Genomic DNA, 19962 nt, shown 5'->3' with positions numbered 1-19962 from the left:
GAGCGGCTCGAGCTTGATTGCCCGGAGATTCTTTTGTCAACGGGGCGGATCTGACAGCGGGTGATGAACTGGTCAATATTTTGCCGCCCCTTGCCCAATGCCCTGGATTTCATTGGTGTTCGTCTCGCTTTGCGTCCTCGCTGTCGCTTGCGCAGCCTGAGAAGCGGATTCCGCAGTTACGGATGCGCGCTTCGGCGGCGGTTCGGCTGACTGCTGGCCACTGGCCGCGTCCGAGGTCAGCGCTGGGGTCCGGGCGGGAGACCTGCGCTTTCATGCCATCCCGGCCGTGATACCTCTTTTGTAACGAGGAGCCGCCTATGTCAGGCAGCTCGAGCATCAACCGGTTGGTGGCGGTTTTAGTGCGATTCTTAGGTGCAGTGCATGCTGTGGGATCATGGCTTGTTTGGAATGTGTCGGAGCAGGCAATGGTCTCCGTTGGCATTGCCCCATCGATCAGGGAATGCCGAATTTCAGCCAACCGGCCATTGGCTCGCAATACGTTCTGGAATTGCCCTTACTCGAAGGATCGGCCGTTGGGCGACGGGGGGTCGGACGAGCGGTCCCACGCCGACCAGCAGCTCAGCCGCAGTGGGCGATGCCCACCGTGACCTCCTCGGCCGCCGCCGCAGCCCGGGACCTGGAGCTCGGTGAACGCCGAGATCAGGCCGTACGCGCGGCGCGCCGTGATCTCGGCGTCGCGTTCCCGGCCCCGGACGCGGGACCCGTACGGCCTCGGCGGCCTCAGCCCCGGCCGACTTTGGCAAACACTGCGGCGGCTGCTGGCTGCCGGCTGCCGGCTGTTCTGGTCCGAGGGACGCCGTCGCGTGGATCCGGCCGGACGCCTGCTGGAGCGGCGCAGAGCGGGCGTTTTCAGGCGCGAGCGCGTTCTGTGGGCCGCCTTCAACTAGTCGCGCGCGATGTCGATCTCGGTGGTCTCCGTGGTCTCCCGGTGGTCTCCGTGGTCCGGAACGCCGCGGCGGCTCGCGGTCGCCCGTCGGAGAGGGCGCCACGCCCGGCGTCAGGTAGGTCATTACGGGTCGCAGACCTCCACCGCGCCCAGCTTGAGGACCGGCTGCGGCGTGGCACCGGGCCAGGGTGGACCCCCATCAGGTATGAAGCCGCAGGTCCGTGCGCGTCCGGTGGTCATCGGGGCCGGGGCCGCCCAGGGTGACGTTCGCTTCGATCCTTCTCCCCTGAGATTGCGCGCATACTGCAGCGCACGGCCCGCAAGGACCGCGCCGAAGTCACCTTCGTGGGCGCCTTCAACGACTGGAGGCCCGGCGCGTACCTTCTCGTTCCCCACACGGACGGCATCCGCACGGTCACCGTGAACCTGCCGGCCAAGAGCGGCCACGCCTTCTGTTACCTGGGCGACAGCGACCACCGGTTCGAGGAAGCCCGCCGACCGCCACGACGGGCCAACCACGTCCTGCACAACACCTGACCCGACCTGAACTGCCGATGAGGCAAGGCTTTTGACCGCCCCCTCGGGACGTTTAACGGGGAGGCGCCGGCTGCACGGCGGCCACCAGCCGGGTGAACGCCCGGGCGTCGACCACGGCCGCTCCGCCGGGATCGTTGTTGAAGTAGGCGAAGACGTCCGCGTCCCGGGACCAGGTGTGGGCGATCCGTTCCGCCCAGCTGCGCAGGGCGGTTCGGCCGTACCGCGGCCACGGTTGGGCACGCCCCTCGTGGAAGCGGACGTAACCCCAGTCGGCGGTGCGCCACAGCGGGGTCACCGGCCTCGATCCCCGATCCGCCCAGCACAGGGCGGCGCCACGTTCGGCCAGTACGGACCGCACCGCCGGCGTCCACCAGGACGCGTGCCGCGGCTCGACGGCCACCCGGACACCGGCGGGGAAGCAGGCGAGGCAGCGGTCGAGCGCCTCCGGGTCGCCCCGGAGCGTCGGCGGCAGTTGCAGCAGGACCGGGCCGAGCCGCTCCGCGAGGGAGGCTGCGTGCGTCATGAGCCGCTGGACCGGTTCGGCCGGGTCACGCAGACGCTTGATGTGGGTCAGGAACCGGCTCGCCTTCACGGCCATCACGAAGCCGGGCGGAGTGCGTTCGCGCCACTGCGCGAAGGTCTCGGGCGACGGCAGGCGGTAGAAGGCGTTGTTGCTCTCCACCGTGCGGAAATGCCGTGCGTACTCCTCCAGCCACAGCCGCTGCGGCCGGTCCGGCGGGTAGAACACGCCCGACCAGTCGCGGTACTGCCATCCGGAGGTGCCGACGATCACGGCCATACCGTGCGCATGCCCCCGGGCTGCCGGTCCACACGTGGCCGGCGCACCGGGGCCCGCACGCGCGAAGACGCCCGGCGGGAGAGTTTCCGCCGGGCGTTGTCGTGCGTCTGCTTCTGGTGCTGCTGCGACCGGTGGCTCAGTACCCGTGGTGCGGCCCAGAAGTTCCAGGCGTCGGCCGAGCTGCCGTGGCGCTCGTTCATGTAGTGCAGGCCCCACTTGATCTGGGTGGTCGGCCGGGTTGGACCTCCAGTCGGCGCCCGCGGAGGCCGATCTTCGACCCCGGCAGGGCCCGGGCCACGCCGTACGAGCCGGAGGAGGGGTTGGTCGCGGTGTAGTCCCCGCCGCTTTCGTGCGGGATGATCTCGTCGAAGGCCGCGAACGGTGCCGGGTCCTTGATCGTCTGCTGGGCCATCGCCTTGATGCTCTGCGGGGCCGCCCGTGCCGGAGCGGCGGCCATCAGGGAGTCGGCGACACCCAGTGTGAGGACCGTGCCCGCGAGGGTCTTCTTCGAGGCGGCAATGAGGCGGACGCCGACGTTGGACACGGAGAACCTTCCGAAGGCGACAAGGACGATCGCGGGCATGCCGGAGACATGCGTGAGCCGCCCATGCGAAGGAGAGGGGACGCCGGCGGGTGAAGCACCCGTGCCGCCCTGCACCCCCGCACCCCGTTCGCCCAGGGTGGGTGGCGCAAAGCGGGGCGTACGGAACGCCTCAGGGCTACTATCTCGGGTCGTATTGACGTGGGTCCTGCGGGGCGGGATCACCGCCAGACCCCCGGAGAGGACGGGCCGAAGCCCCAGAATCCGCCGCGCCTCGTCCCCCCTCGGGCGTCAAGCCACGAATTCCCGGGACCTGCCGAAGGTCCGCCGGTCGGGGCGCAATGGGGACCTACTCGCATGCTCCGAGGAAGGACCCGTCGATGCCCTCGTTTTCGCGCGTACGCGTCCACGACCCGCTGTTCGGAACCGTCACCGTCGAACTCGACCACGAGGCCGGGTTTCTCTCCGTGTACGGCGAGCGGACTCCTCGTGTCGAGCTCCGGCGGGCCGAAGGCACGGCGGTCGTTCCCCATGTGCCGATCGGAACGCGCGACACGGGCTGCCTGTTCATGCTGCTGGGTGGCGCACCGGTCCCTCTGAGGCCCGGCAAGGGGTTCCTGACGCGTAGGTCGTACAAGGTCGACGTCGGCCATGGCGACGCGCCGTACCGGTACAGGCTGGTACCCGTCTCGTACGACAGCAGTCGGTTCTTCCGAAGCGGTACGCCCCTCGGAGTCCTCGTCTCCACCGGGGACGGCAAGGTGACGGCCGACTGGAAGGACGGGCAGCCGGACGGGTTCGACGCGTCCGTCGGATACGCACTCGCCGTGGCGTTCGGTACCGGCGCCGAATCGATATGGCAGCTCGCCCTGGACGCAGTGCTCGACTGGTGATGACTCCGACAACGGACCGGGCGGCCCCCAGGTATTCGAGGTCGTCGTAGGTGGGCACGGTCCGGTACTCCAGCCAAGCAGAACAGAAGGGGACGGACGGGCCCGTACCTCCTCGCGGGCGCCACCGGTCGGGCTCGCGGCCGGGGCGGTGCGGGACCGTGCGTTGTGCACGGCTCGGTGGTGACAGCAGTGACTGTCCGCGCCTCATGCCCGCGCGATACCGTCGTTCGAGAGGAATCGCCAAATTTCCGTGGACTGATCGGACGGTCCGACGAACCTGTCGATCAAGCCAGCGGCTTGCGGTAACGGACGTACTCATTCCGTCTCCGGAACCCCACGCTCTCGTAAAGATCGTAGGACCGGTGCGGATTTGCCGTGCCCGTGTACAGCCTGGCGGTCACCGCCCCCTGCTCGCGAAGGCTTCGCAGCCCTTCCAGCAGCAGGATCCGGCCGATTCCGAGGCGTCGCTGGTCCGTTCGGACACTCAGCTCTTCGACCTCGCCCACGGTGTGGTCATGAGGGCGGACGGAGCAGAGGGCCACGCCGAGCATGTCCTGCCCGTTCCAGGCAGCCCTCCAGCATGCCGGGTCGGCGGTGTCGACAAAGTCCTGGAAGGACCATTTCTGGGTGAATCCGGTGTCCGCATACGAATCGACGACCGTCCTCCAGGCCGCACGGTAGTGGCTGGTCCCGATCGGCCCCGTCCGTATTCCGGCCGGGAGTTCGCTGACTGGCTCGGGCAACTGCTGCAGATCGCCCAGCTCCAGCTCGGCCAGGCTGAAGACACGTCGGTAGCCGGCTGCGAGCAGAAGCGCCGTGGCGTCTCGCTCGGAGGCCATGGCGTTCGCGCCGATCACTGCTTTCCGCGCCGTGCCGTGTTCATCGACGAGCTGGTGGATCCGCTCTTCGGCCCAGCCCAGCATGGCTGAGCCGATGCCCTGGTGGCGATGCTCAGGCAAGAGGTAGCCGCGGTGCAGGTAGAGCCATGTATCGTCCCGCTCTTGCCACCACCGGATCGTCGAATAGCCGACGACGCTCCCATCGCGCACCACCAGGATCTGGTTCTTGGACGGCTCCTCCAACTCGGCAGAGGCTTCGGCGATCTCGGCCGCTGTCGGGAGCCCTTCCACAACCGAATGGGCGTCGACCCGGTCCCGTTCCGCACTCCCCAGCCGCACCGCAGCCATGGGGCCGTGGTCTTCGCCGCCGCGATACGGCCGGAACCCGAAGCCGACCGGAAGATCCTGTCCTTGCGCGCCATCCAGCATGGCCGGATGATCTCGAACTTCGAGGCAGATCCGCCACCCTATGCATGCCGCGGTCGTCTGAGGCCGCTCGACGATCTGGGCTCGTTCGAAGCGGGCCCCTGCTCGGACGAGGGCGACGAGGCGGGGTGCGTTTACGGCTCGCCAGCGAGCCTGGGCCGACCCCACGAGCCTGAAAACCAGCGCCAAAGCGGCGGCCCGGGAGCCGTCCCTCTTGGTGACCTCGGTCCGCAGAGGAACGGACGCGAAGGTCGACTCGGTGGGGCTGGTTGTCCGCAGGTGGATCCAGTGCTCGGCGGGGAAGTCATAGAACTTCAGCAGCTCGTCCTCGCCGTCGACGATCTTCTTGACGGCCTTGGGAAATTTTGCCCTGTACTGCTTGGCGAACGCCTTGCCTCCGGCGGTCGCCTGCTCCTTTTCCTCGGCGTTGTAAATGCCCTGGAGCGCCTTCTTCGCCGCAGGCTGGGCCGACTTCAGTAGGCTGTCGAGGCAGTTGGCCGTTTTGTGAACCTCGCTGGCCGGTGCGGCGCTCGATCGCCAGGTCTGCCCTGAGGTTCCCGGAAGCCACCCGTACATCGTGACGGCAGGCAGCGCTACATAGCCGCGGAGGCCTTCCGATCCAGCGGATCAGGCGACGCGTATCAAGCTGATCCAACGCCGGTCGTGCGGGCGAGCGTCCTTCGCTCTCCTACGAACGCTGGTCCTCGTCCAGCAGCCGTGATGCCCCGCCTCCGTCGAACCGGTGGGGATGCCGCCAACCCGACTTCGCAGGCACGCTGACCTGCGATACGGCGACGCTCACCCGGACCGGAAGCCACCGAAGCCAGCAGCATGCCGTCGGCGGGTTCGGCTCGTCGCAACTCAGAAGTCGACATCGACGCCGTAAACGCGTACGGCCAGTACACGATCGACGGGCTTCACCAGCGCCGGGTGAGCAACAGCCAGGAGCTGTGCCGGCACTTCGCCCGCGAGAAGCCCGGTGACATAGGCGAGGGCATGTGCAGGGGACAGTCCGGTCACCGACCGGCGAAGGGCACGGACGGCGGCCATGCGCCCGCCCGCTGCTTCAGCTGCCGTCCGTAGCTCGTCGTGGAGATCATCCACCGGAGTGCGTACCGGCAGCCCTCGGATACGGCCACGGTAGTCGTCCTCCCATGCCCCCTTGATCTCGGAGACGACTCCGATCGAGTGGAGCCCGCCGTCGACGCGATCGACCAGATACGGACCGTGTCCCACCAGCATCGCGGCTGCATCGGGCGTTCGCGCATACTCCTCGGATTGGACATAGACCTTCCACACCAGCTCGTGCTCGACCACGCTGACGATCACGTTGCGCCGGAACTGCTCGGCTCCAGCGGCGACCCACGCCTGATGGCCACGCTCCAGGTGTTCCTCAACGACGCGTATCGCGTCATTCCGCTCGATGATCACATCGGCAGCATCACCCAGTACGTCAGCTCGCCACCAGCGGATTTCCCCTCATCGATCCCTCTCCTCTGCAGGGGCCGAGAGCGCGTCTGCGCCGATCCATCACGAAATATCCGCCACAGCCCGGAGACGGCACAGGTGATCCGCAACGCGCACGCGGCGTGGCACGTGCTCGCGAAGGAAGACCCGGAAGGAGCGGTAGAGCTGAGCGGGCCCCTGGCCGACGTGCTCGCCCGGTTCAAGTGGGAGAGCCGGGCACAGGACGTCATGCGGTGGGCCGGGAAGGCCATGAGCCGCAGGCTGTACTGACCCTGCCGACTTTGGTGAGTTGCCGGGTTCGCGGCGGCCGCCGGCTGACCGGCGCTCGGCTGGCGGGGATACGTTGAGAATGGCCGTGCCCGGCCAGGCGGGGCCCGCAGGGGCGGGTATGGCGCAGGGCCGACCTGCTGGGTCGGCCCTGCGGGTGCGGCACGCGCGCGGCAACGCGGTGCTGCTGTGTCCCTGTTCTGCGAAGTCACCAGCAATTTCAGGGGTCCGCCGGTTTCCCGGTCGGGCTGCACCCTAAGGTGCCCGTGTTCTGGCTGGGTGGCAAGCGGGGTTTGGACGGTTGTGGACGAACGGGCCTGGTCGTGTCCTGCTGGGTGGGTGTGCCTGGGGCGTTCGTGGGGTGCTGTTTATGCGGCGGTGGCCTCCATCTGTGCATATTCGCTGTTCGGGGGGCTGGATGACGGGGTGGCCTGGCCCGTTATCAGCGTGGACACACGTGAACGAATGAACGGGCATTTCCCCCTATTAGGGACCTTGGGGTGGTGGTAGTCCTTAGGCCGGACCGCCGCCCCCTGTCATCCTTGGCCTACCGGTTTCGGCGACGGCAATCGCCTCCGGGACAGCGCTATTTGACGCGAAGTCACCATCACGGGAGGGCATTCAGGTGCCCTCCCGCCGTACTCGTAGGGAGCCGGGGTGTCCGTGCTACCGGAACGGAATTCAGGTGGATCAGGAGATCAAAAACGCCGAGGGGCGCAGGCGGGGAGCGGGCGTCCGGCCGGTCCCGGCGGCCGGTGTGGGGATGCCGCAGGCGGCGGTGATCTGTGTGGTGCTCGTGCTCGCAGCGGTGATGCGGCTGTACGGGTTGCCGGCGGCGGAAGTGTTCCGCCTCCTGGCCGGCGCGGCAGGGATCGGTGTCGTGGTCGTCTTCACGCTCACGGCGGGCGGACGCGGTGTCGTGGCCGCGGCCGCCCGGGCGGTCTTGCAGAGTGGCCGGTAAGGGGGTCGCGGTGGGACGTCCTGAACTTCCCGTGGATTCCACAAGCCCCGACCGCGGCCTGTTGGCCTCCCGCCTTCGGGAGCTGCGCCGGAGCGCCCGGCTGACGTACGACGAGCTCGCGGTGAAGACGTCACTGTCGCCGGCGACGCTCAAGCGCGCCGCCTCCGGCCGCAGTGTGCCGTCCTGGGACACGGTGGAAGCCTTCGCCGGCGTCTGCGGCGGCGACCTGGACGCCGTCCGGGCGCTGTGGGAGAACGCCCGGATCACCGGGCGAGGGCGGCTGCGCGAGCTGCGTCGGCCCGGATCACCTGAGCTGATCACCACGCGCGGGGCCCTGAGCGAGGCGCTGGAGTACTTCTACGAGCGGGCGGGCGCCCCCTCGCTGCGTCGGCTTCAGGAGCTCGCGGGGGGCCGGCACCTGCTGCCGGTCAGTTCCGCCGCGCGGATCGTGGGCCGGCAGGCGCTTCCGGCCAGCCGTCAGCAGTGTGCCGCCTTCCTGACCGCGTGCGGGATCACCGGCAGTCGCCTGGAGCGGTGGGCCGACGCCTTCGTGCGGATCACCTCCAGCCGGGAAGCGGTCCAACAGCCTGAGGATGTTGTCAGGGCTGCGTGGGTGGTTGCCGCGGACCGTACCCGGTTCACCGATGCTCTTGAGGCGTTGACGTCCCAAGCGGAGGGCAGCGGCCTCAAGCTCAACTTCGTCCCGCGATCGAAGCTGGTGCGGATGTACGGCGCCCACTTTCAGGGCCGGTCCCGAACCTTGGCCATGGAGTGGCAGCCCACGCGCGCGGGCTGATGTTCAGCGGGCAGGAGGGATCGGGAACGCGCGGCACGACGGCCGTCGTCCGTCTCCGGGGCGTGGCGCAGTGGCCCGTAGTCGCCGCTTGGGTGGGGTGCGAGGTTGGGGTTCAGAAGATGCTGCCTTCGATCTTCGTGAGCGGATTTGCGGAGGGCGTCGACGAAGGGGTTGTCGCTGTCGTTGGTGACGCCGGTGGTGGTGTGGGCGGGGGCGGCGTTCGCGGTTGTGGTGGTGAGGGTGATGCCTGCGGTGGCGGCGGTGGTGGCGATCAGGGGAGGGGCGATGCGGCGGGGCGTGATTGACATGGCAGAGGTCCTTACCTGGCTTCGGGATGGGGGTGGGACCGGGCGGGCGGCCGGGGTTCATGCCGCGTCGTTGTCCGGGCTTCCATTGAGCCCCGGGCCCGGCTACGCGGTGATGGCCCGGAATCTCGTGCCTTGCCGGCCGCCCCCTGCCTGTGCGGCGGGACCGGTCCGGTGTGCTGGCGGGGCCGGTCCTCCCTGGCCGTGGCCCGTACCGGTCATGCCTGGCCGGTGTCCGAGGTCCAGGCGGTGGGGCCGGCCGGTGGCCGACCCCGTGCTCGATCAGCCACTCCAGAGGCGGCGGCGCGGGCCGCCGGTCGGGCCTGCGCGGCGATCAGCCGCTCCTCGGTGGCTATCCAGTCCCGGGTACGCCGCAGATCCTGGAGCTGGACGCGTTCGAGGAACCGCAGCTGCTCCAGGCGGGCGGGGGAGTGCTGGTCCATCTCAGGTCCCGTACTGCGCCCGTCGCTCCTCGCGGCAGGTCTCGCAGAAGGGTCTGGCGCCGACTTCGTAGCGGGTGGTGGTTCGGCGGCTTCTCTGCACTGGTCAAGGCGGGGTGATCTGGACGGCATCAGTCCTAGCAGGCGAGCGGCAGCGCGGATGGGGGGATCACCAGTCGCGGATGGAGTTCACGCCGTCGATCAGCGCCGCGCGAGCGGCGGTGAGGTCGCGCCCGACAGCAGTCTGTGCTTCGTTCACCAAGAAGTCCAGGGCGTCGAACAGCTCCTCACGCTCCACGGTCTCGATGAAGCGTGAGCGTCTGTCCAATGTGTTGAAGGCGGCTCCGAAGGCGCGCCCGACCTCCGAGATGTTGCCCTGCTGCTTGCCGCTGGTGACCTCGGCGAGGAAGGCCTCCCGGGTGTCCTTGTACTGGGCAACGGCCTTGCGGTATCCGGTGCGGGGTATGTGTTCGCGGCCGTCCCAGTCGCGGAGCGGGTTGTTGGTGTTCGCAGCGACCCATTCCGGCTTGCGCGCACTGCGGACGTCGAGCTCTACTCCGTGTCGCACGTGGGGGCGCCAGGTCTTGCGCATCACGTCCGCTTAGCCCGCCGGAATGCCGTACAGCGATATCTCCTCCACCTCGGGGACATGGCGCGGCAGCAGACAATCTAGTGCGTCCATCCCGAACAGCTCACTGATCGTGAGCCCCTGCAGACGTGGCAGCTTGTTCAGCGCTGCCGCCGAGGTGAGCGTGCCCAGGTTCCCCGACAGTGACAAGCGGGTCAGATCCGGGAAGGCGGAGACGAGGAGGGCGCAGTCGGACCGGGTGATCTCGCGGACGGTGAGGTGTTCGACTTCCGTCCGCGGGGCTGCGCCGGCGTATTCGGCGACCAGTTCGTCGGCTGTGCAGGTCAGTGCGTATGGGGCAGTCCAGTCCTCACGGTCGCCGCTGTCCCAGTGCCGCTGCCTGGCCAGCTGTTGGCCCCGCCCCCATGCCGGGGAGTAGGAGTCCGAGGGTACGGTCACCAGCGGGGGCAGGGAGCCGATCACCGTAAAGCTCTTCGGAAGGAGCCACCCGTGGTTGCAGTGGGAGAGCCTGCCGGCCCAGCTGTGGTGCGTGAGCCGGAGCGGCTGCACGTCGCCCAGATCGGCCACGGTCGCGGGCGCGGGCCCGGATCAGTTCAGTTCCAGGACCGCAGCGGACTTCGCCGCGGCGTCGAGGCCGGTGACCTGCGAGGCGGTCCAGGCACCGAGTGCTTCGGAGTACACGGCGACGACGTCCCCGACGGCGACCGGCCTCGGTGGTTGGGCTCGTATCATGCCCGGATGCTAACCGGCTGCATCCGAGCCCGGTCTCCGCTATCCGCGGGGCGCTGGATAAGACCCTGCTGGCCTCCGGCATGACCGACACCACCGAGCAGCCGCCGCACTACCAGCCGCATGACTTCCGCCGAATCTTCGTCACCGACGCTGTCATGAGCGGCCTGCCACCGCACATCGCGCAGGTGATCTGCGGCCACGAGAGCATCCCCACCACGATGAACTACAACGCGGTCTATCCGGCCGAGGCCATTGAGGCTCACCGGGCGTTCATCGCCCGCCGCCGGGCATTGCGGCCCAGCGAGGAGTGGAATGCCTTCCTGGCGCACTTGGAGAAACGCAAGCTCTCCGTCGGTACGTGCGCCCGCGCGCGGCACCGCGATGCGTCCACGAGCATGCCTGCATCCGGTGCTCTCGATGCGCAGGCCCGACCCGGCACAGCGCGAGCGGCTCGTCGAGATCCGCGACAACCTCATCGCCCGGATCGCCGAGGCCGAGCGCGAAGGCTGGCTCGGCGAAGGCGATGGTCTTCAGGTCAGCCTCGCCGGCGCCCAGGACAAGCTCACCCGGCTCGATACCGAAGCAACCCGCCGAACCACCACGGTCAGCCTTGGCATGCCGACGTTCGGCCAGAGCGCCGCCCGCACTGCAAACCCGACCCCGACCCCTGGCCCAAGAGGCTGACCTTAGGCTTTGGCCATGCTTCTGATCTACGACGGCGAGACCACTGCCGATGCGCCCACGCCGCGCACTGGCGGAGTCCCGCTGGTCCCGGCTGAATTCGTCTGGCCGAGGTGCCGCGAGTGCGGCGGGGCCATGCAGTTCCTCGCACATCTCCCCCTCGACATCGGCGTGGTCGCGGTGTTCTTCTGCCAGAACGATCCTGGGATGTGCGACGACTGGGACGCCACGGCCGGCGCCAACCGCGCCTACCTGCTCTCCGGTGAGCTCACCCCGGCCGCTGTCCCGGCCGACGGCGAGACGCTCTTGGGCGCGGTCACCTCTCTGCGCCTTCATCCCGCTGACGACCCCACGGAGGAGCCGACTCTCGGACGGGTGGGCGGGGAGCCTGACTGGATCCAGGGTGACGAGACCCCCGACTGTCCGTCGTGCGCAGCCCGCATGACCTTCACGGCCGAGCTGGAGGAGGGCCACGACTTCGCCACCTCCGCGAATTTCGGCGGCGGAGGGCGCGGTTATCTCTTCAACTGCCAACCCTGCCGTCAGGCCGCGTTCCTCTGGCAGCGCTGAGAGCCGTCCCAAGGACCATGCCGGGTGCGTAGTTCAGAGAAGCCACCCTCGACTGGATCTTGAACGCCGTCGACACCGGCAAGGTCGACATGGACGACGTGCCCGCCGCCCTCCTGCGAGGCCAGTAGCCATGCCCCGCGCCTCACGGCGCCGGATGAGGCCGCTCTGCGGTACCCGACACGGTCCGATCCGTGCTCTTCGAAGCACGCCCCGCCGGACTGCTCTTCCACCAGCTCACCCGTGCCAGCGACCCCACCCCCAGCCAGGTCAGGGCCGGACTGGCCGCCCTGCGGGACGTCATCGCGGACCAAGGCTGACCCCTCGCTGATATGGAGCAGGTCTAACGGCTACCAGCTCGGAGCCGAACGGGTCGCTCCGCAGGCATACGAAGGAAAGGTGATCAAGGAGAAGCTTGCTGAGTTCCGCCGGTTCATCACCGGCACTGTCGCACCCCACCCCGCCGCCCACCCGGGCGACATGTGGGTCCGCCACATCATCGCCCAGCTCAACTCGATCGAGTCCACCCTCGACCTCGTCAACAGCTTCTGACCTCTTGCTGCCCGGGTGGGCAGCACTGGATTGAAGGCCAGCCGCGATGCGCCGTCGCCGCCACCCCTCGGACCCCACCGACGCTGAATGGGCCCTGCTCGAACCCCTTCTCCCGGTTCCGGCCTGCGAGACCACAGTCGGTGGCCGGCCCGAGAAGCACCACCGCCCGGAGATCGTCGCCGCGTTCCGCTACGTGGCCGGCACCAGCTGCAAATGGCGGGCCCTGCCGGCGGACTACCCGCTCTGGCGGACCGTCTGGGGGGTTCATGGCCCGCTGGGCCGCCTGCGGCATCGTCGGCCATATCCGCGATGGCTGCGCAGGTGAGACGTGGCTCTGGTCCACCTTCTGTGGAGGCTCACGGAAAGTGATGTCAGCGGAGTCTGATGGTATGGCCGGACTTTGCCGTCGACCTGCTGGGAGGCCACTGTGGTGCCCGTATATCCGTCCCTGACCCATGCCCTGGCCGAGGGCTTGGTCGGTGCCCTGTGGTTCATCGAGGGAAGCGAAGACGATCAGATGGATCCGGACGATGCCGTGAAGGTGCTGGAAGGAGCCGCCCATCTGTTCAGCCAACTGTCGGGTGACCAGCGGCAGGAGCGCTTCCGTAGCAGCTCGAATCCCGCTCGGCCGAACATCTGACGTTTAGCATCTTGATCCGGCTGACGTGGCCTTCGACGACTCCGGAGTTCCAAGGCTGTGAGAGTCCGGCGACGACGGCGTCCAGGTCGCGTTCGAGGTGGCGGGCGAACGACTGGAGGGCGGGAAGATCGGCGGTGCTGGCGGCTTCGATCCATTCAGGCAGCCGGTGACCTTCCAGCTGGGTGAGCATGCGGGCGAAGGAGCGCATGTGTGCGGCCAGGACATCACGTTCGGGGGCACGCGGCCAGGACAGTCTTGAGCTGGATTCGATCTGGTTCCCGCAGAGCGTCGGGGTGGGTGAGGATCCACTGGGCGACGGTGCGGGCCGTCGGCGGCCGCGGGCCGATGGGCTGGGGACTGCCCCGCAGCACGGAGCGAATGTAGTCGCGGACGCTGGCGTAACCATGCGAGTAGCCCTGTTCCTTGATCTCCTCCCACAGCCGCCAGGCCTGGTGCAGCCGTCTTGCCAGCGGTCATGGAGATAGGGCTTGTAAGGGTCCAGGGCGGTCCGGCGGTTCGGCCACTGTCCGGTGAACAGAGCCTCAGGCGTAGCCGTGCCGGCGAGCCGCAGGACGGTGCTGTGACCCATGCCGAGTTGCCGGGCGACGGACCGCTTACTGTGCCCGGCGATTTCGTCCTCCTGCCGCTGGTCCTGCCCCATACGTGCGTCGTCGGCTCCGAGGAGCCCCTGCGCTGCCGGCCGGTCACCACACCGTCCGGATTCGAGGATTTCGCCAGGGACGTCGGGGCCCCGGCCCGCGAGCGCCGACTCCCTGCGCCGGGGCGACTCGAGCCCGCAGCCCTCGGCCACGCCGCCGCCCGCCACCACATCGAAATCCTCGGCCCTCTGCCGCACCCGCACACCGATGCCTGAGCTTGCCGATCAACGTCTGATCTTCGCGTGAGCGGATGCTGCATCGCGGTCTGCGGTCTGCGGTCTGCGGCATTCGGATACCGGCTCCGCGGTGCCGTTTTCTGGTTGGGATGATGGTCCTGTGGCAGAGCCGACCTTCCGATACCACCCTGACCCACTGGCTACCGGGTCCGCGGTGCCCACTGAACATGTCTGCAGTGTCTGTGGCGTGCGTCAACAGATCCGCTACCAAGGCCCTGTGTATGGCCGGCAACCTGATTCCCTCTGCCTTCACTGCATTCACTCCGGGGCAGCGTCACTCGCCCTGAGCGTCTCAGGCGGAGGCGATGGCGACTCCGACATGGCGGCGATGTTCAGCGATGCCGTCGACGTCCCCGACGACGTGCCTCTGTCGGTCGTCGAAGAAATCACCCGACGCACTCCTGGCTTTGCGGGTTGGCAACAGGAGACCTGGCTGTACCACTGTGGCGATGGCGCAGCCTTTCTCGGCCCTGCCGGGTATCGCGAGCTTGAGGCCCACCCAGAGGCCCTCACCATGCTCCGTGAAGATCGCCGGCGCCACGGCTGGGCGCCGGCGGATATCGAGCAGTTCTTGCGGGGGCTGGACCGCACTGGCGAGCCGACTGCCTACCTGTTCCGCTGCTTGCACTGCAACACAAGTCTGGCCTCTTGGGACATCAGCTGACAGCGGCTTATTCCGTGCCGTGATCACGGCCCTCGTTGGTCGTGCGCCGGGACTTCGTCCGTCCCCTTCTTGCGCTGTGCGGGTCGGGCGTATGACCCGCCTGTGGCGAGGACGCGTTCCACGTCGTATCGGGTGGGGGCCTCCGGTTCTTCGAGCCGGGTGGGCGGCCGGGGCCCGGTCGAGTGGGTTTCGGTGCACGGGCTGGAGTGCCCGTCTTCGCGCGGAGGTTCCTGAACCCCGGCGGACTCGGGCGGGGGAGTCTGTGCGGTTCCGCTGGCCGCTCCCACGGCCGACGGAGGTCGCGCGCGAGTGGCCGGGCGAGCCGAAGTGGGGGGTGGGCGGCGAGGGCGAGCCAGGTCCAGCGGTCGGCCGCCGCGGAGTCCCGCGGCTTTGGCCGGGTCCAGCCGGGCGTCTGCTTGAGCAGGCGGAACGTGTGCTCCACGTAAAACCAGCGCAGGAAGGCCTGCCGCCATCGGTCGACGTCCTCAGGGTTGGCCCTGGTGCGGGACCACCAGAGCCGAACGGGCTTGTTCACCCCGCCGCTGGGCAGTCACGCGACCGTCGCCTTCGCGCTGGCCGACGGGCGGGCCCCGCTGACCGTCCACCTGCCCTCCCCGGCTGGGCACCCGGCCGCCGTCACCGGCGACCCGCGTCGTTCTGGCGCGAGGGCCACCGCGCCGTGCGGGCCGAGCTTCGCGGTCGCTACCCCCCGCCAACCGTGGCCGGAGGACCCGGCTGCGGCCGAGCCGATCCGGCGGCTCCATACGCCCAACCGGGGAGCGCCACAGCCAGCCCGGGGTCAGCCGCCACCCGAGCCGGCCGAGGCCGAACCTCCGGAGGTCCAGCCGGAGTTGGGCTGCGGCCGATCGCGCGTGCTGCGCTCGGTGCGCAGCATCACCACGACCCCAGCCGGGCCGAGCAGGGCCTTCAGCGCGTCGGCGAGCCGCTGCGGGTCGCCGACGAACGGGAGCGTGAGCTCCTCGCGGCCGCCCCGCAGGACGAGTTCCACCGCGAGCGTGGAGACGGCCGGCTTGTAGTCCCCCTGGTACGGCTCCACCACCTTGAGGGTCAGCTGCACCTCGCGCAGGGCCTTGACGGGCAGCCAGTCGTCCGGCCCGGAGGCCCGGACCAACCGCAGAGACGCGGGCACCCCGGCAGGCGCGAACTCCACCCGCAGGATGTCCCGGGCTCGGGCAAAGGACAGCGCCAGCCAGCCGAGCAGGTACTCCAGCCCGGCGATCACCCCCACCACCACGAACACGGTCGACGCCCGCGCCCCGGCCAGCGCCATCCAGAGGGCGACGATCAGGGTCAGCGCGCCCAGAGCGAGCGGAGTGAACAGCGCCGGCCCCGCCGAGGCCAACACGTTCCACGTCGGGCCGGCCGGGCCAACGCGCAGGACCAGATCCGTCGAGTCGGGGCCTTGTCTCAGCAAGGGATCGGTGGCCATGCCTCCAGCGTAGGACCGGTCCGCAAGAGCGCCTCGACCATGCCCGCCCGATGGGGCACGACATCCGACGGCCGTAGCCCTCAGCCGGCGGGCGCGGCGGGCACCCAGGGCTCGAACCACGGGTCGGGCCACTGATCGGCGGCGGCCATCAGCGGGCAGAGGGTGGCGCCGTCCAGGCTCTCGTGGATGATGTCGGCGTGGCCGCCGTGGCATGCGCTCTCCTCGATCAGGTGCGGCAGCACCCACTGCTCCGACCTACCCCTCGACGTCGGCGGGAAACCACGGCACACCCCCAGGGGACGGGAACGCCCTGGCCGAGGTCGGCGATGTCGGCGTCGGCCTCGTCGGTCTCCCCGGTCGCCAGCTCGTAGTCCGCCGGCAGCCCGGCTACGGTCCCGCCGGGCGCGGGCCGGAACTCGTCGTCCGACTCGTCGGCCGCCCGCTGGAGGCCGCCGCAAGGCGAGGGCCGTCCACCGTCTGCCAGTCCTGCCGAGGCCCGCGCCAGCACGAAGCCGAAAGCACGTGCGTTTCGAACGCCTCCAGTTTGCTCAGTCGAAACCGGTGCCTTGAAGTCGCGCAGATCCCGTACAGCCAGCGCCAACCCGAGCCCCGCCCCGCAGGCCGTCCAGGTTGCGGACCGGTGGCACCTCTGGCACAACCTGAGCGAGGCCGCCGAGCGGGCAGTTTCCCAGCACCGCCACTGCCTGCGCGCCCCTGTCCCTGAGCGCCCGGAACCCGAACCTGAGTCCGTCCAGGGAGAAGCACCGTCCGATTCACCGTGGTCGACCGGGGACCGGTTCGCCGACCGCACCAGGGCCCGGCATGCCGCCGTCCACGCACTCCTGAAAGCTGGACCTGGACACAGCCTGCGGTCGGTCCAGTGGCAGCTGGGCATGGCCTGGCACACCGTCCAACGGATCGCCGACGCCTCGAAGCCGGAGGATCTGTTCACCGGCCAGGGGCAGGACCACCCCTCGGTCCTCGATGACTACAAGTCCCACCTGGACGACTGCTGGACCGCCGAACTGACCAGACTGAACGCCGGCTACCAGTTCAAGGACGCCTCCGGTGGCTACCTCTACCGCACCCGGCCCACGCCCCTGCCCACCCTGCGCGAGGCACTGCGACGGATCCCGCAGCGCATGGGCGTACTGCTGGACTTGAAGTCGGCGGACACCCACGCTCTGGTGCCCGCCGTCGCCAAGACCCTCGACGCCCTGCAGAGTGAGGGCCGGCCCGAGTGGGAGCGGGTGCGGTTCTACTCCACCGAAATGCCCAACCTCGACCTGCTGGCCTCCTACCCCCAGGCGCGGCTGTTCGAGGACCGTGACACCATCCGCACCCGTCTGGTCACCTCCCGCCTCACCGGCGAATGCCTCAACCCACCGGGTGCCGGAACCTGGACTCTCTTTCACCTATTCGCCCCAGGCAAGGTTTGTTCACCCTGAACAGACCTTCGAAGACGGGGTTCTTCGACGGTTCGTTCAGGGGTGGGGCATACGAGGGGCGCGGGCGGGGAGCTCGACGAGGGTTACTTGTCGAGGACGCCGACGGCGTGGGCGATGACGAGGAGGGAGGTGATGAGGGCGGCGATGCTCTCGATGGCCATCAGGGCTTTGGCCCGGGTGGACAGCGGCATGGTGTCGGTGGGGCTGAAGGCGGTGGAGTTGGTTACCGAGACGTACAGGTAGTCCATGAGGGTGGGGACCCAGTCGCTGGCGCGGGAGGAGCCGTCGGCGACCTCCTCGATGGCGTCGTCGTTCTCGTCCTGGGAGAACCGGAAGTCCGCTAGCGGCAGTTCGGAGCGTTCCGCCTGGGTGCGTACGACTGGGCCGCCGCGGTCGAGTTCCCAGAATGCCAGGCCGAAGACGATGATGCCGGTGGCCCAGACCTGGAGTGCGGCGAGCAGCAGGGGGCCGCCCTGCTGGGCCTTCTCGGTGACCAGGGCGTGCACGAGGAGGCCGAGTGAGACCAGGTTGCTGATGCCGATCAGGGCGACCAGTGTCAGTGACACGGTGCGGGAGAAGTGGTTCTGCCGGGTCATGCGGCGCGGGTTGATGGCGATCAGCGGGATGAGCAGCAGTGCTTCCAGCGCGGGCAGGATGAAGCGGGGGGCGAACAGGAGCTGTTCTGGCAGGGCGAGGTAGAGCAGGATCGCGGCCAGTGTGGCGAGTACCGCGGGCAGCCGGGGCTCGCCGCGGCGTTCGTGGCGCGGAAGGCGTTCGCGTGCCTTCACCCGGTGGTCGGGGGTCTTCCTGCCTGAGTCCATGAAACGTCTCCCATAGCGGCACGGCTGTCACCAGCGGATTCCCCGCCCCGGCGAAGTCCACGCTTCCAAATTGCACCACTGGTAACGGCAACCAGGTGCCGGTGAAACACCCGGACGAGTACGAACAGCTCCGGCAGGGGTTCGGCACGGGCCCGGTGGACGACCACGCCGCCCTCCTCGGCCGCGGCACGCCGGCGGGCACGGATCAGCGGCTGCCAGCGGGCGTGTACGAGTTCGGCGATCTTCTGCTCGTGGCGGGGCTCGGGCGTCCTTGGCTGCCCGGTTTGCGGGTGACCCATCGCTGGGCGGTCCGCTGGGACACGCCCAGGAGGACGGCGACCCGTGGAGCCCCGCTCCCACCGCAGCAGGGGGGCCTTCGGCCGATCCGCCGTGGTCGTGGGCACCGGTCGCGTGTACAGGAGCCGCTCTCGCCCCTCACGTCGACCGGCCGTTCGCCGTGCAGGGGACGCCCGAACACACGGTCCACTGGGTGGAGCGCAACGCGCTCGACCGGCTCAACCTCCCCGAGGACCCCCGAGTGCTGGCTGGCGAGCTGTTCGAGATGATCGACCGCGTTGCAGCCATGCGACCCCAGCCGGCGATCGACGAGGCCCTGGCCGCGGAGCTGCTGCGGCGCCAGGAGGAAGACCAAGCCGTACGGCTGGCCCCGGCGGCCGAGCGGACAGGGCGACAGGCCGCCGGGGCTGCCTGGCTGATCGCTCAACACGCCGACCGACAGACCGAGTTCCAACAGGAGTGCCTGGAGTTGCTTTCGGCCGCCGTGACTGCGGGAGATGCCGATCCGCAGCACGGCGCTCTGCTGGAGGACCGGGTAGGGATCGCCCAGGGGCGGGAGCGTATTTTTTCGGCACCCAGCTGACACAGGGGGCCGACGGCACGTTCGTTCCCCCCGGTTGTGAACCCGGACGAGGGCCGAGGCATTGCGGGCCGCGTGGGGGTTCCAGCCGCTGAAGAGGTACATCGAGCAGGTCGCGGCCGACGTCGGGTAAGACGAGGTTCAGGGGGCGAGGACATCCAGCCGGTCCGCACCGACCGATGCCCGCACCGACCGATGCCCGCGCCAACCTCTGCGCCGCTGTCGCGGTTGTGACCCTGTCCTCCACTGAGCTGCCCCTGGCCGCATGGCCCTCCAGGGTTGCACCGTCCCAGTCATGGGCGCGGCAACCGGGGCCGGAGCTGCCTCGGCCCGCGCCCTTGCGCTGACCGTTCGGTCTGTCAGGTGGCGTACTCGCCGTTCCACGGGGCTGAGAAGCCCAACCGATCCGGATAGAGCTCAGCCCAGTCGTGCTCGCCGTCCTCGTCCTCGGCATGGCACTCCGTGATGAGGCCGAAGACCACGCCATCAACGGTGAGCTGGAACGGCTGGATCGCGATGTCGCAGTACTCACGCTCTGCGAGGCCGGCGAGGACGTCGGCCAGCCGGGCTTCCGCGCGGGCAACCACGGAACACTCGTCATACGGACGCTTGATCTGTTCTGCCCACGTACCGGCGCACCAGATGTCGGACTCCTGGTGGTGCCCGTCGTGGTCGAACTTGTGCAGCACGACGAAGAGCCGCTTCTGCTCCTCCCAGCCGTCCCCCATCGCGAACCCATCCGGGAGTGCATAGGTGACCGACGCCAGAAACTGGCCGCCGTTGAACCGGCCGATGGTGCTCGTCCGATAGTCCGGCTCATGGGCGATAGGGATGATCTCAGGGACAGCCATGCCCGCACCCTAAACAC

Annotated in this window: 24 protein-coding genes and 8 pseudogenes; 16 read left to right on the top strand and 16 right to left on the bottom strand. The window is 69.0% G+C overall.

Going from position 1 to position 19962, the window contains the following annotated elements; genetic code table 11:
- The first annotated feature begins 1252 nt into the window (after positions 1-1252).
- Positions 1253-1444 (top strand): early set domain-containing protein, encoded by a 192-nt coding sequence (locus ABT403_RS12150; protein WP_344158850.1) that lies wholly within the window; start codon positions 1253-1255, stop codon positions 1442-1444.
- A gap of 52 nt (positions 1445-1496) precedes the next feature.
- Here the strand turns inward: ABT403_RS12150 and ABT403_RS12145 are convergent, their stop codons facing one another.
- Together ABT403_RS12145 and ABT403_RS12140 are read right to left on the bottom strand one after the other, a co-directional pair.
- On the bottom strand, positions 1497-2243 hold the full coding sequence (locus ABT403_RS12145) for a DUF72 domain-containing protein (protein ID WP_344158851.1): 747 nt from the start codon (positions 2241-2243) through the stop codon (positions 1497-1499).
- Between the two features lie 149 nt (positions 2244-2392).
- Positions 2393-2826 (bottom strand): annotated as a pseudogene (locus tag ABT403_RS12140) (aggregation-promoting factor C-terminal-like domain-containing protein); the annotation flags it as partial.
- A gap of 338 nt (positions 2827-3164) precedes the next feature.
- Between ABT403_RS12140 and ABT403_RS12135 the strand changes: the two are divergent.
- Complete coding sequence (locus tag ABT403_RS12135; protein ID WP_344158854.1) at positions 3165-3677, top strand: hypothetical protein; 513 nt, start codon at positions 3165-3167, stop codon at positions 3675-3677.
- Positions 3678-3961: 284 nt separating this feature from the next.
- On the opposite strand, the gene ABT403_RS12130 is transcribed toward ABT403_RS12135, so the two are convergent.
- The 3 genes and pseudogenes from ABT403_RS12130 to ABT403_RS12120 all read right to left on the bottom strand — a co-directional run bounded on the left by ABT403_RS12130 (position 3962) and on the right by ABT403_RS12120 (position 6328).
- Positions 3962-4945 carry a GNAT family N-acetyltransferase gene (locus ABT403_RS12130; RefSeq protein WP_344159004.1) on the bottom strand — a complete coding sequence of 328 codons (984 nt, stop codon included), beginning with the start codon at positions 4943-4945 and terminating at the stop codon, positions 3962-3964.
- Positions 4946-5005: 60 nt separating this feature from the next.
- Positions 5006-5449: pseudogene (locus tag ABT403_RS12125) on the bottom strand (transposase); the annotation flags it as partial.
- A gap of 354 nt (positions 5450-5803) precedes the next feature.
- The gene (locus tag ABT403_RS12120; protein ID WP_351648871.1) at positions 5804-6328 is read right to left on the bottom strand and encodes a YrhB domain-containing protein; all 525 of its coding nucleotides are present in this window, start codon (positions 6326-6328) and stop codon (positions 5804-5806) included.
- On the opposite strand from ABT403_RS12120, the gene ABT403_RS12115 reads away from it, so the two are divergent.
- The 3 genes from ABT403_RS12115 (at position 6248) to ABT403_RS12105 (ending at position 8433) form a co-directional block, all read left to right on the top strand.
- Complete coding sequence (locus tag ABT403_RS12115; protein ID WP_344159014.1) at positions 6248-6679, top strand: hypothetical protein; 432 nt, start codon at positions 6248-6250, stop codon at positions 6677-6679. The two genes, ABT403_RS12120 and ABT403_RS12115, sit on opposite strands and share 81 nt — an antisense overlap.
- 682 nt (positions 6680-7361) lie before the next feature.
- Complete coding sequence (locus ABT403_RS12110; protein WP_344158856.1) at positions 7362-7637, top strand: hypothetical protein; 276 nt, start codon at positions 7362-7364, stop codon at positions 7635-7637.
- Between the two features lie 10 nt (positions 7638-7647).
- Positions 7648-8433: a helix-turn-helix domain-containing protein gene (locus tag ABT403_RS12105; RefSeq protein ID WP_344158858.1), complete on the top strand. Its 786-nt coding sequence runs from the start codon at positions 7648-7650 to the stop codon at positions 8431-8433.
- Here the strand turns inward: ABT403_RS12105 and ABT403_RS12100 are convergent.
- The 5 genes from ABT403_RS12100 to ABT403_RS12080 all read right to left on the bottom strand — a co-directional run bounded on the left by ABT403_RS12100 (position 8379) and on the right by ABT403_RS12080 (position 10499).
- Positions 8379-8741, bottom strand: coding sequence for a hypothetical protein (locus ABT403_RS12100; RefSeq protein ID WP_344158860.1), 363 nt, complete (start codon positions 8739-8741; stop codon positions 8379-8381). The two genes, ABT403_RS12105 and ABT403_RS12100, sit on opposite strands and share 55 nt — an antisense overlap.
- 215 nt (positions 8742-8956) lie before the next feature.
- Positions 8957-9181, bottom strand: coding sequence for a hypothetical protein (locus tag ABT403_RS12095; RefSeq protein ID WP_344158862.1), 225 nt, complete (start codon positions 9179-9181; stop codon positions 8957-8959).
- Between the two features lie 166 nt (positions 9182-9347).
- Positions 9348-9770 (bottom strand): hypothetical protein, encoded by a 423-nt coding sequence (locus tag ABT403_RS12090; RefSeq protein ID WP_344158864.1) that lies wholly within the window; start codon positions 9768-9770, stop codon positions 9348-9350.
- A gap of 9 nt (positions 9771-9779) precedes the next feature.
- Positions 9780-10334, bottom strand: a complete 555-nt coding sequence (locus ABT403_RS12085; protein WP_344158866.1) for a hypothetical protein — start codon at positions 10332-10334, stop codon at positions 9780-9782.
- A gap of 21 nt (positions 10335-10355) precedes the next feature.
- The gene (locus ABT403_RS12080) at positions 10356-10499 is read right to left on the bottom strand and encodes a hypothetical protein (protein ID WP_344158868.1); all 144 of its coding nucleotides are present in this window, start codon (positions 10497-10499) and stop codon (positions 10356-10358) included.
- A gap of 80 nt (positions 10500-10579) precedes the next feature.
- On the opposite strand from ABT403_RS12080, the pseudogene ABT403_RS12075 reads away from it, so the two are divergent.
- From ABT403_RS12075 to ABT403_RS12050, 6 genes and pseudogenes are all read left to right on the top strand, one after another.
- Positions 10580-10681: pseudogene (locus ABT403_RS12075) on the top strand (hypothetical protein); the annotation flags it as partial.
- A gap of 235 nt (positions 10682-10916) precedes the next feature.
- Complete coding sequence (locus ABT403_RS12070) at positions 10917-11183, top strand: hypothetical protein (RefSeq protein ID WP_344158870.1); 267 nt, start codon at positions 10917-10919, stop codon at positions 11181-11183.
- Positions 11184-11198: 15 nt separating this feature from the next.
- Positions 11199-11750, top strand: coding sequence for a YwqG family protein (locus ABT403_RS12065; protein WP_344158872.1), 552 nt, complete (start codon positions 11199-11201; stop codon positions 11748-11750).
- Between the two features lie 53 nt (positions 11751-11803).
- Positions 11804-11878, top strand: a pseudogene (locus tag ABT403_RS12060) (hypothetical protein); the annotation flags it as partial.
- Positions 11879-11880: 2 nt separating this feature from the next.
- Positions 11881-12299: pseudogene (locus ABT403_RS12055) on the top strand (RacP protein).
- Positions 12300-12345: 46 nt separating this feature from the next.
- Positions 12346-12619: pseudogene (locus ABT403_RS12050) on the top strand (transposase); the annotation flags it as partial.
- A gap of 246 nt (positions 12620-12865) precedes the next feature.
- Here ABT403_RS12050 and ABT403_RS12045 read toward each other — a convergent pair.
- Complete coding sequence (locus tag ABT403_RS12045) at positions 12866-13129, bottom strand: transposase (RefSeq protein ID WP_344158874.1); 264 nt, start codon at positions 13127-13129, stop codon at positions 12866-12868.
- Between the two features lie 390 nt (positions 13130-13519).
- On the opposite strand from ABT403_RS12045, the gene ABT403_RS12040 reads away from it, so the two are divergent.
- Together ABT403_RS12040 and ABT403_RS12035 are read left to right on the top strand one after the other, a co-directional pair.
- The gene (locus ABT403_RS12040; protein WP_344158876.1) at positions 13520-13813 is read left to right on the top strand and encodes a cupin domain-containing protein; all 294 of its coding nucleotides are present in this window, start codon (positions 13520-13522) and stop codon (positions 13811-13813) included.
- A 91-nt stretch (positions 13814-13904) separates the two neighbouring features.
- Positions 13905-14498 (top strand): CbrC family protein, encoded by a 594-nt coding sequence (locus tag ABT403_RS12035; RefSeq protein WP_351648801.1) that lies wholly within the window; start codon positions 13905-13907, stop codon positions 14496-14498.
- A 23-nt stretch (positions 14499-14521) separates the two neighbouring features.
- On the opposite strand, the pseudogene ABT403_RS12030 reads toward ABT403_RS12035, so the two are convergent.
- Positions 14522-15048 (bottom strand): annotated as a pseudogene (locus ABT403_RS12030) (NF041680 family putative transposase); the annotation flags it as partial.
- 22 nt (positions 15049-15070) lie between these two features.
- On the opposite strand from ABT403_RS12030, the pseudogene ABT403_RS12025 reads away from it, so the two are divergent.
- Positions 15071-15274 (top strand): annotated as a pseudogene (locus ABT403_RS12025) (ATP-dependent helicase C-terminal domain-containing protein); the annotation flags it as partial.
- 23 nt (positions 15275-15297) lie between these two features.
- Here the strand turns inward: ABT403_RS12025 and ABT403_RS12020 are convergent.
- A complete protein-coding gene (locus ABT403_RS12020) occupies positions 15298-15948 on the bottom strand; it encodes a hypothetical protein (protein WP_344158880.1) in 651 nt (216 codons plus the stop codon).
- A gap of 80 nt (positions 15949-16028) precedes the next feature.
- On the bottom strand, positions 16029-16190 hold the full coding sequence (locus tag ABT403_RS12015; RefSeq protein ID WP_344158882.1) for a hypothetical protein: 162 nt from the start codon (positions 16188-16190) through the stop codon (positions 16029-16031).
- 651 nt (positions 16191-16841) lie between these two features.
- Between ABT403_RS12015 and ABT403_RS12010 the strand changes: the two genes are divergently transcribed.
- Positions 16842-17396 carry a PI-PLC domain-containing protein gene (locus ABT403_RS12010; RefSeq protein WP_344158884.1) on the top strand — a complete coding sequence of 185 codons (555 nt, stop codon included), beginning with the start codon at positions 16842-16844 and terminating at the stop codon, positions 17394-17396.
- A gap of 83 nt (positions 17397-17479) precedes the next feature.
- Here ABT403_RS12010 and ABT403_RS12005 read toward each other — a convergent pair whose 3' ends face one another.
- Positions 17480-18217: a hypothetical protein gene (locus ABT403_RS12005; RefSeq protein ID WP_344158886.1), complete on the bottom strand. Its 738-nt coding sequence runs from the start codon at positions 18215-18217 to the stop codon at positions 17480-17482.
- Positions 18218-18707: 490 nt separating this feature from the next.
- Between ABT403_RS12005 and ABT403_RS12000 the strand changes: the two genes are divergently transcribed.
- Positions 18708-19097 carry a hypothetical protein gene (locus ABT403_RS12000; RefSeq protein WP_344158888.1) on the top strand — a complete coding sequence of 130 codons (390 nt, stop codon included), beginning with the start codon at positions 18708-18710 and terminating at the stop codon, positions 19095-19097.
- A gap of 356 nt (positions 19098-19453) precedes the next feature.
- Here ABT403_RS12000 and ABT403_RS11995 read toward each other — a convergent pair whose 3' ends face one another.
- On the bottom strand, positions 19454-19945 hold the full coding sequence (locus tag ABT403_RS11995; protein ID WP_344158890.1) for a hypothetical protein: 492 nt from the start codon (positions 19943-19945) through the stop codon (positions 19454-19456).
- Positions 19946-19962: the final 17 nt, after the last annotated feature.

Origin of the sequence: Streptomyces sp. NPDC000075, assembly GCF_040301925.1 — a bacterium.
In the GTDB taxonomy this organism is placed as follows: Bacteria; Actinomycetota; Actinomycetes; order Streptomycetales; family Streptomycetaceae; genus Streptomyces; species Streptomyces polychromogenes.
The sequence above is the reverse complement of the archived record's forward strand: the minus strand, read 5'-3'. Positions and strand labels throughout refer to the sequence as shown.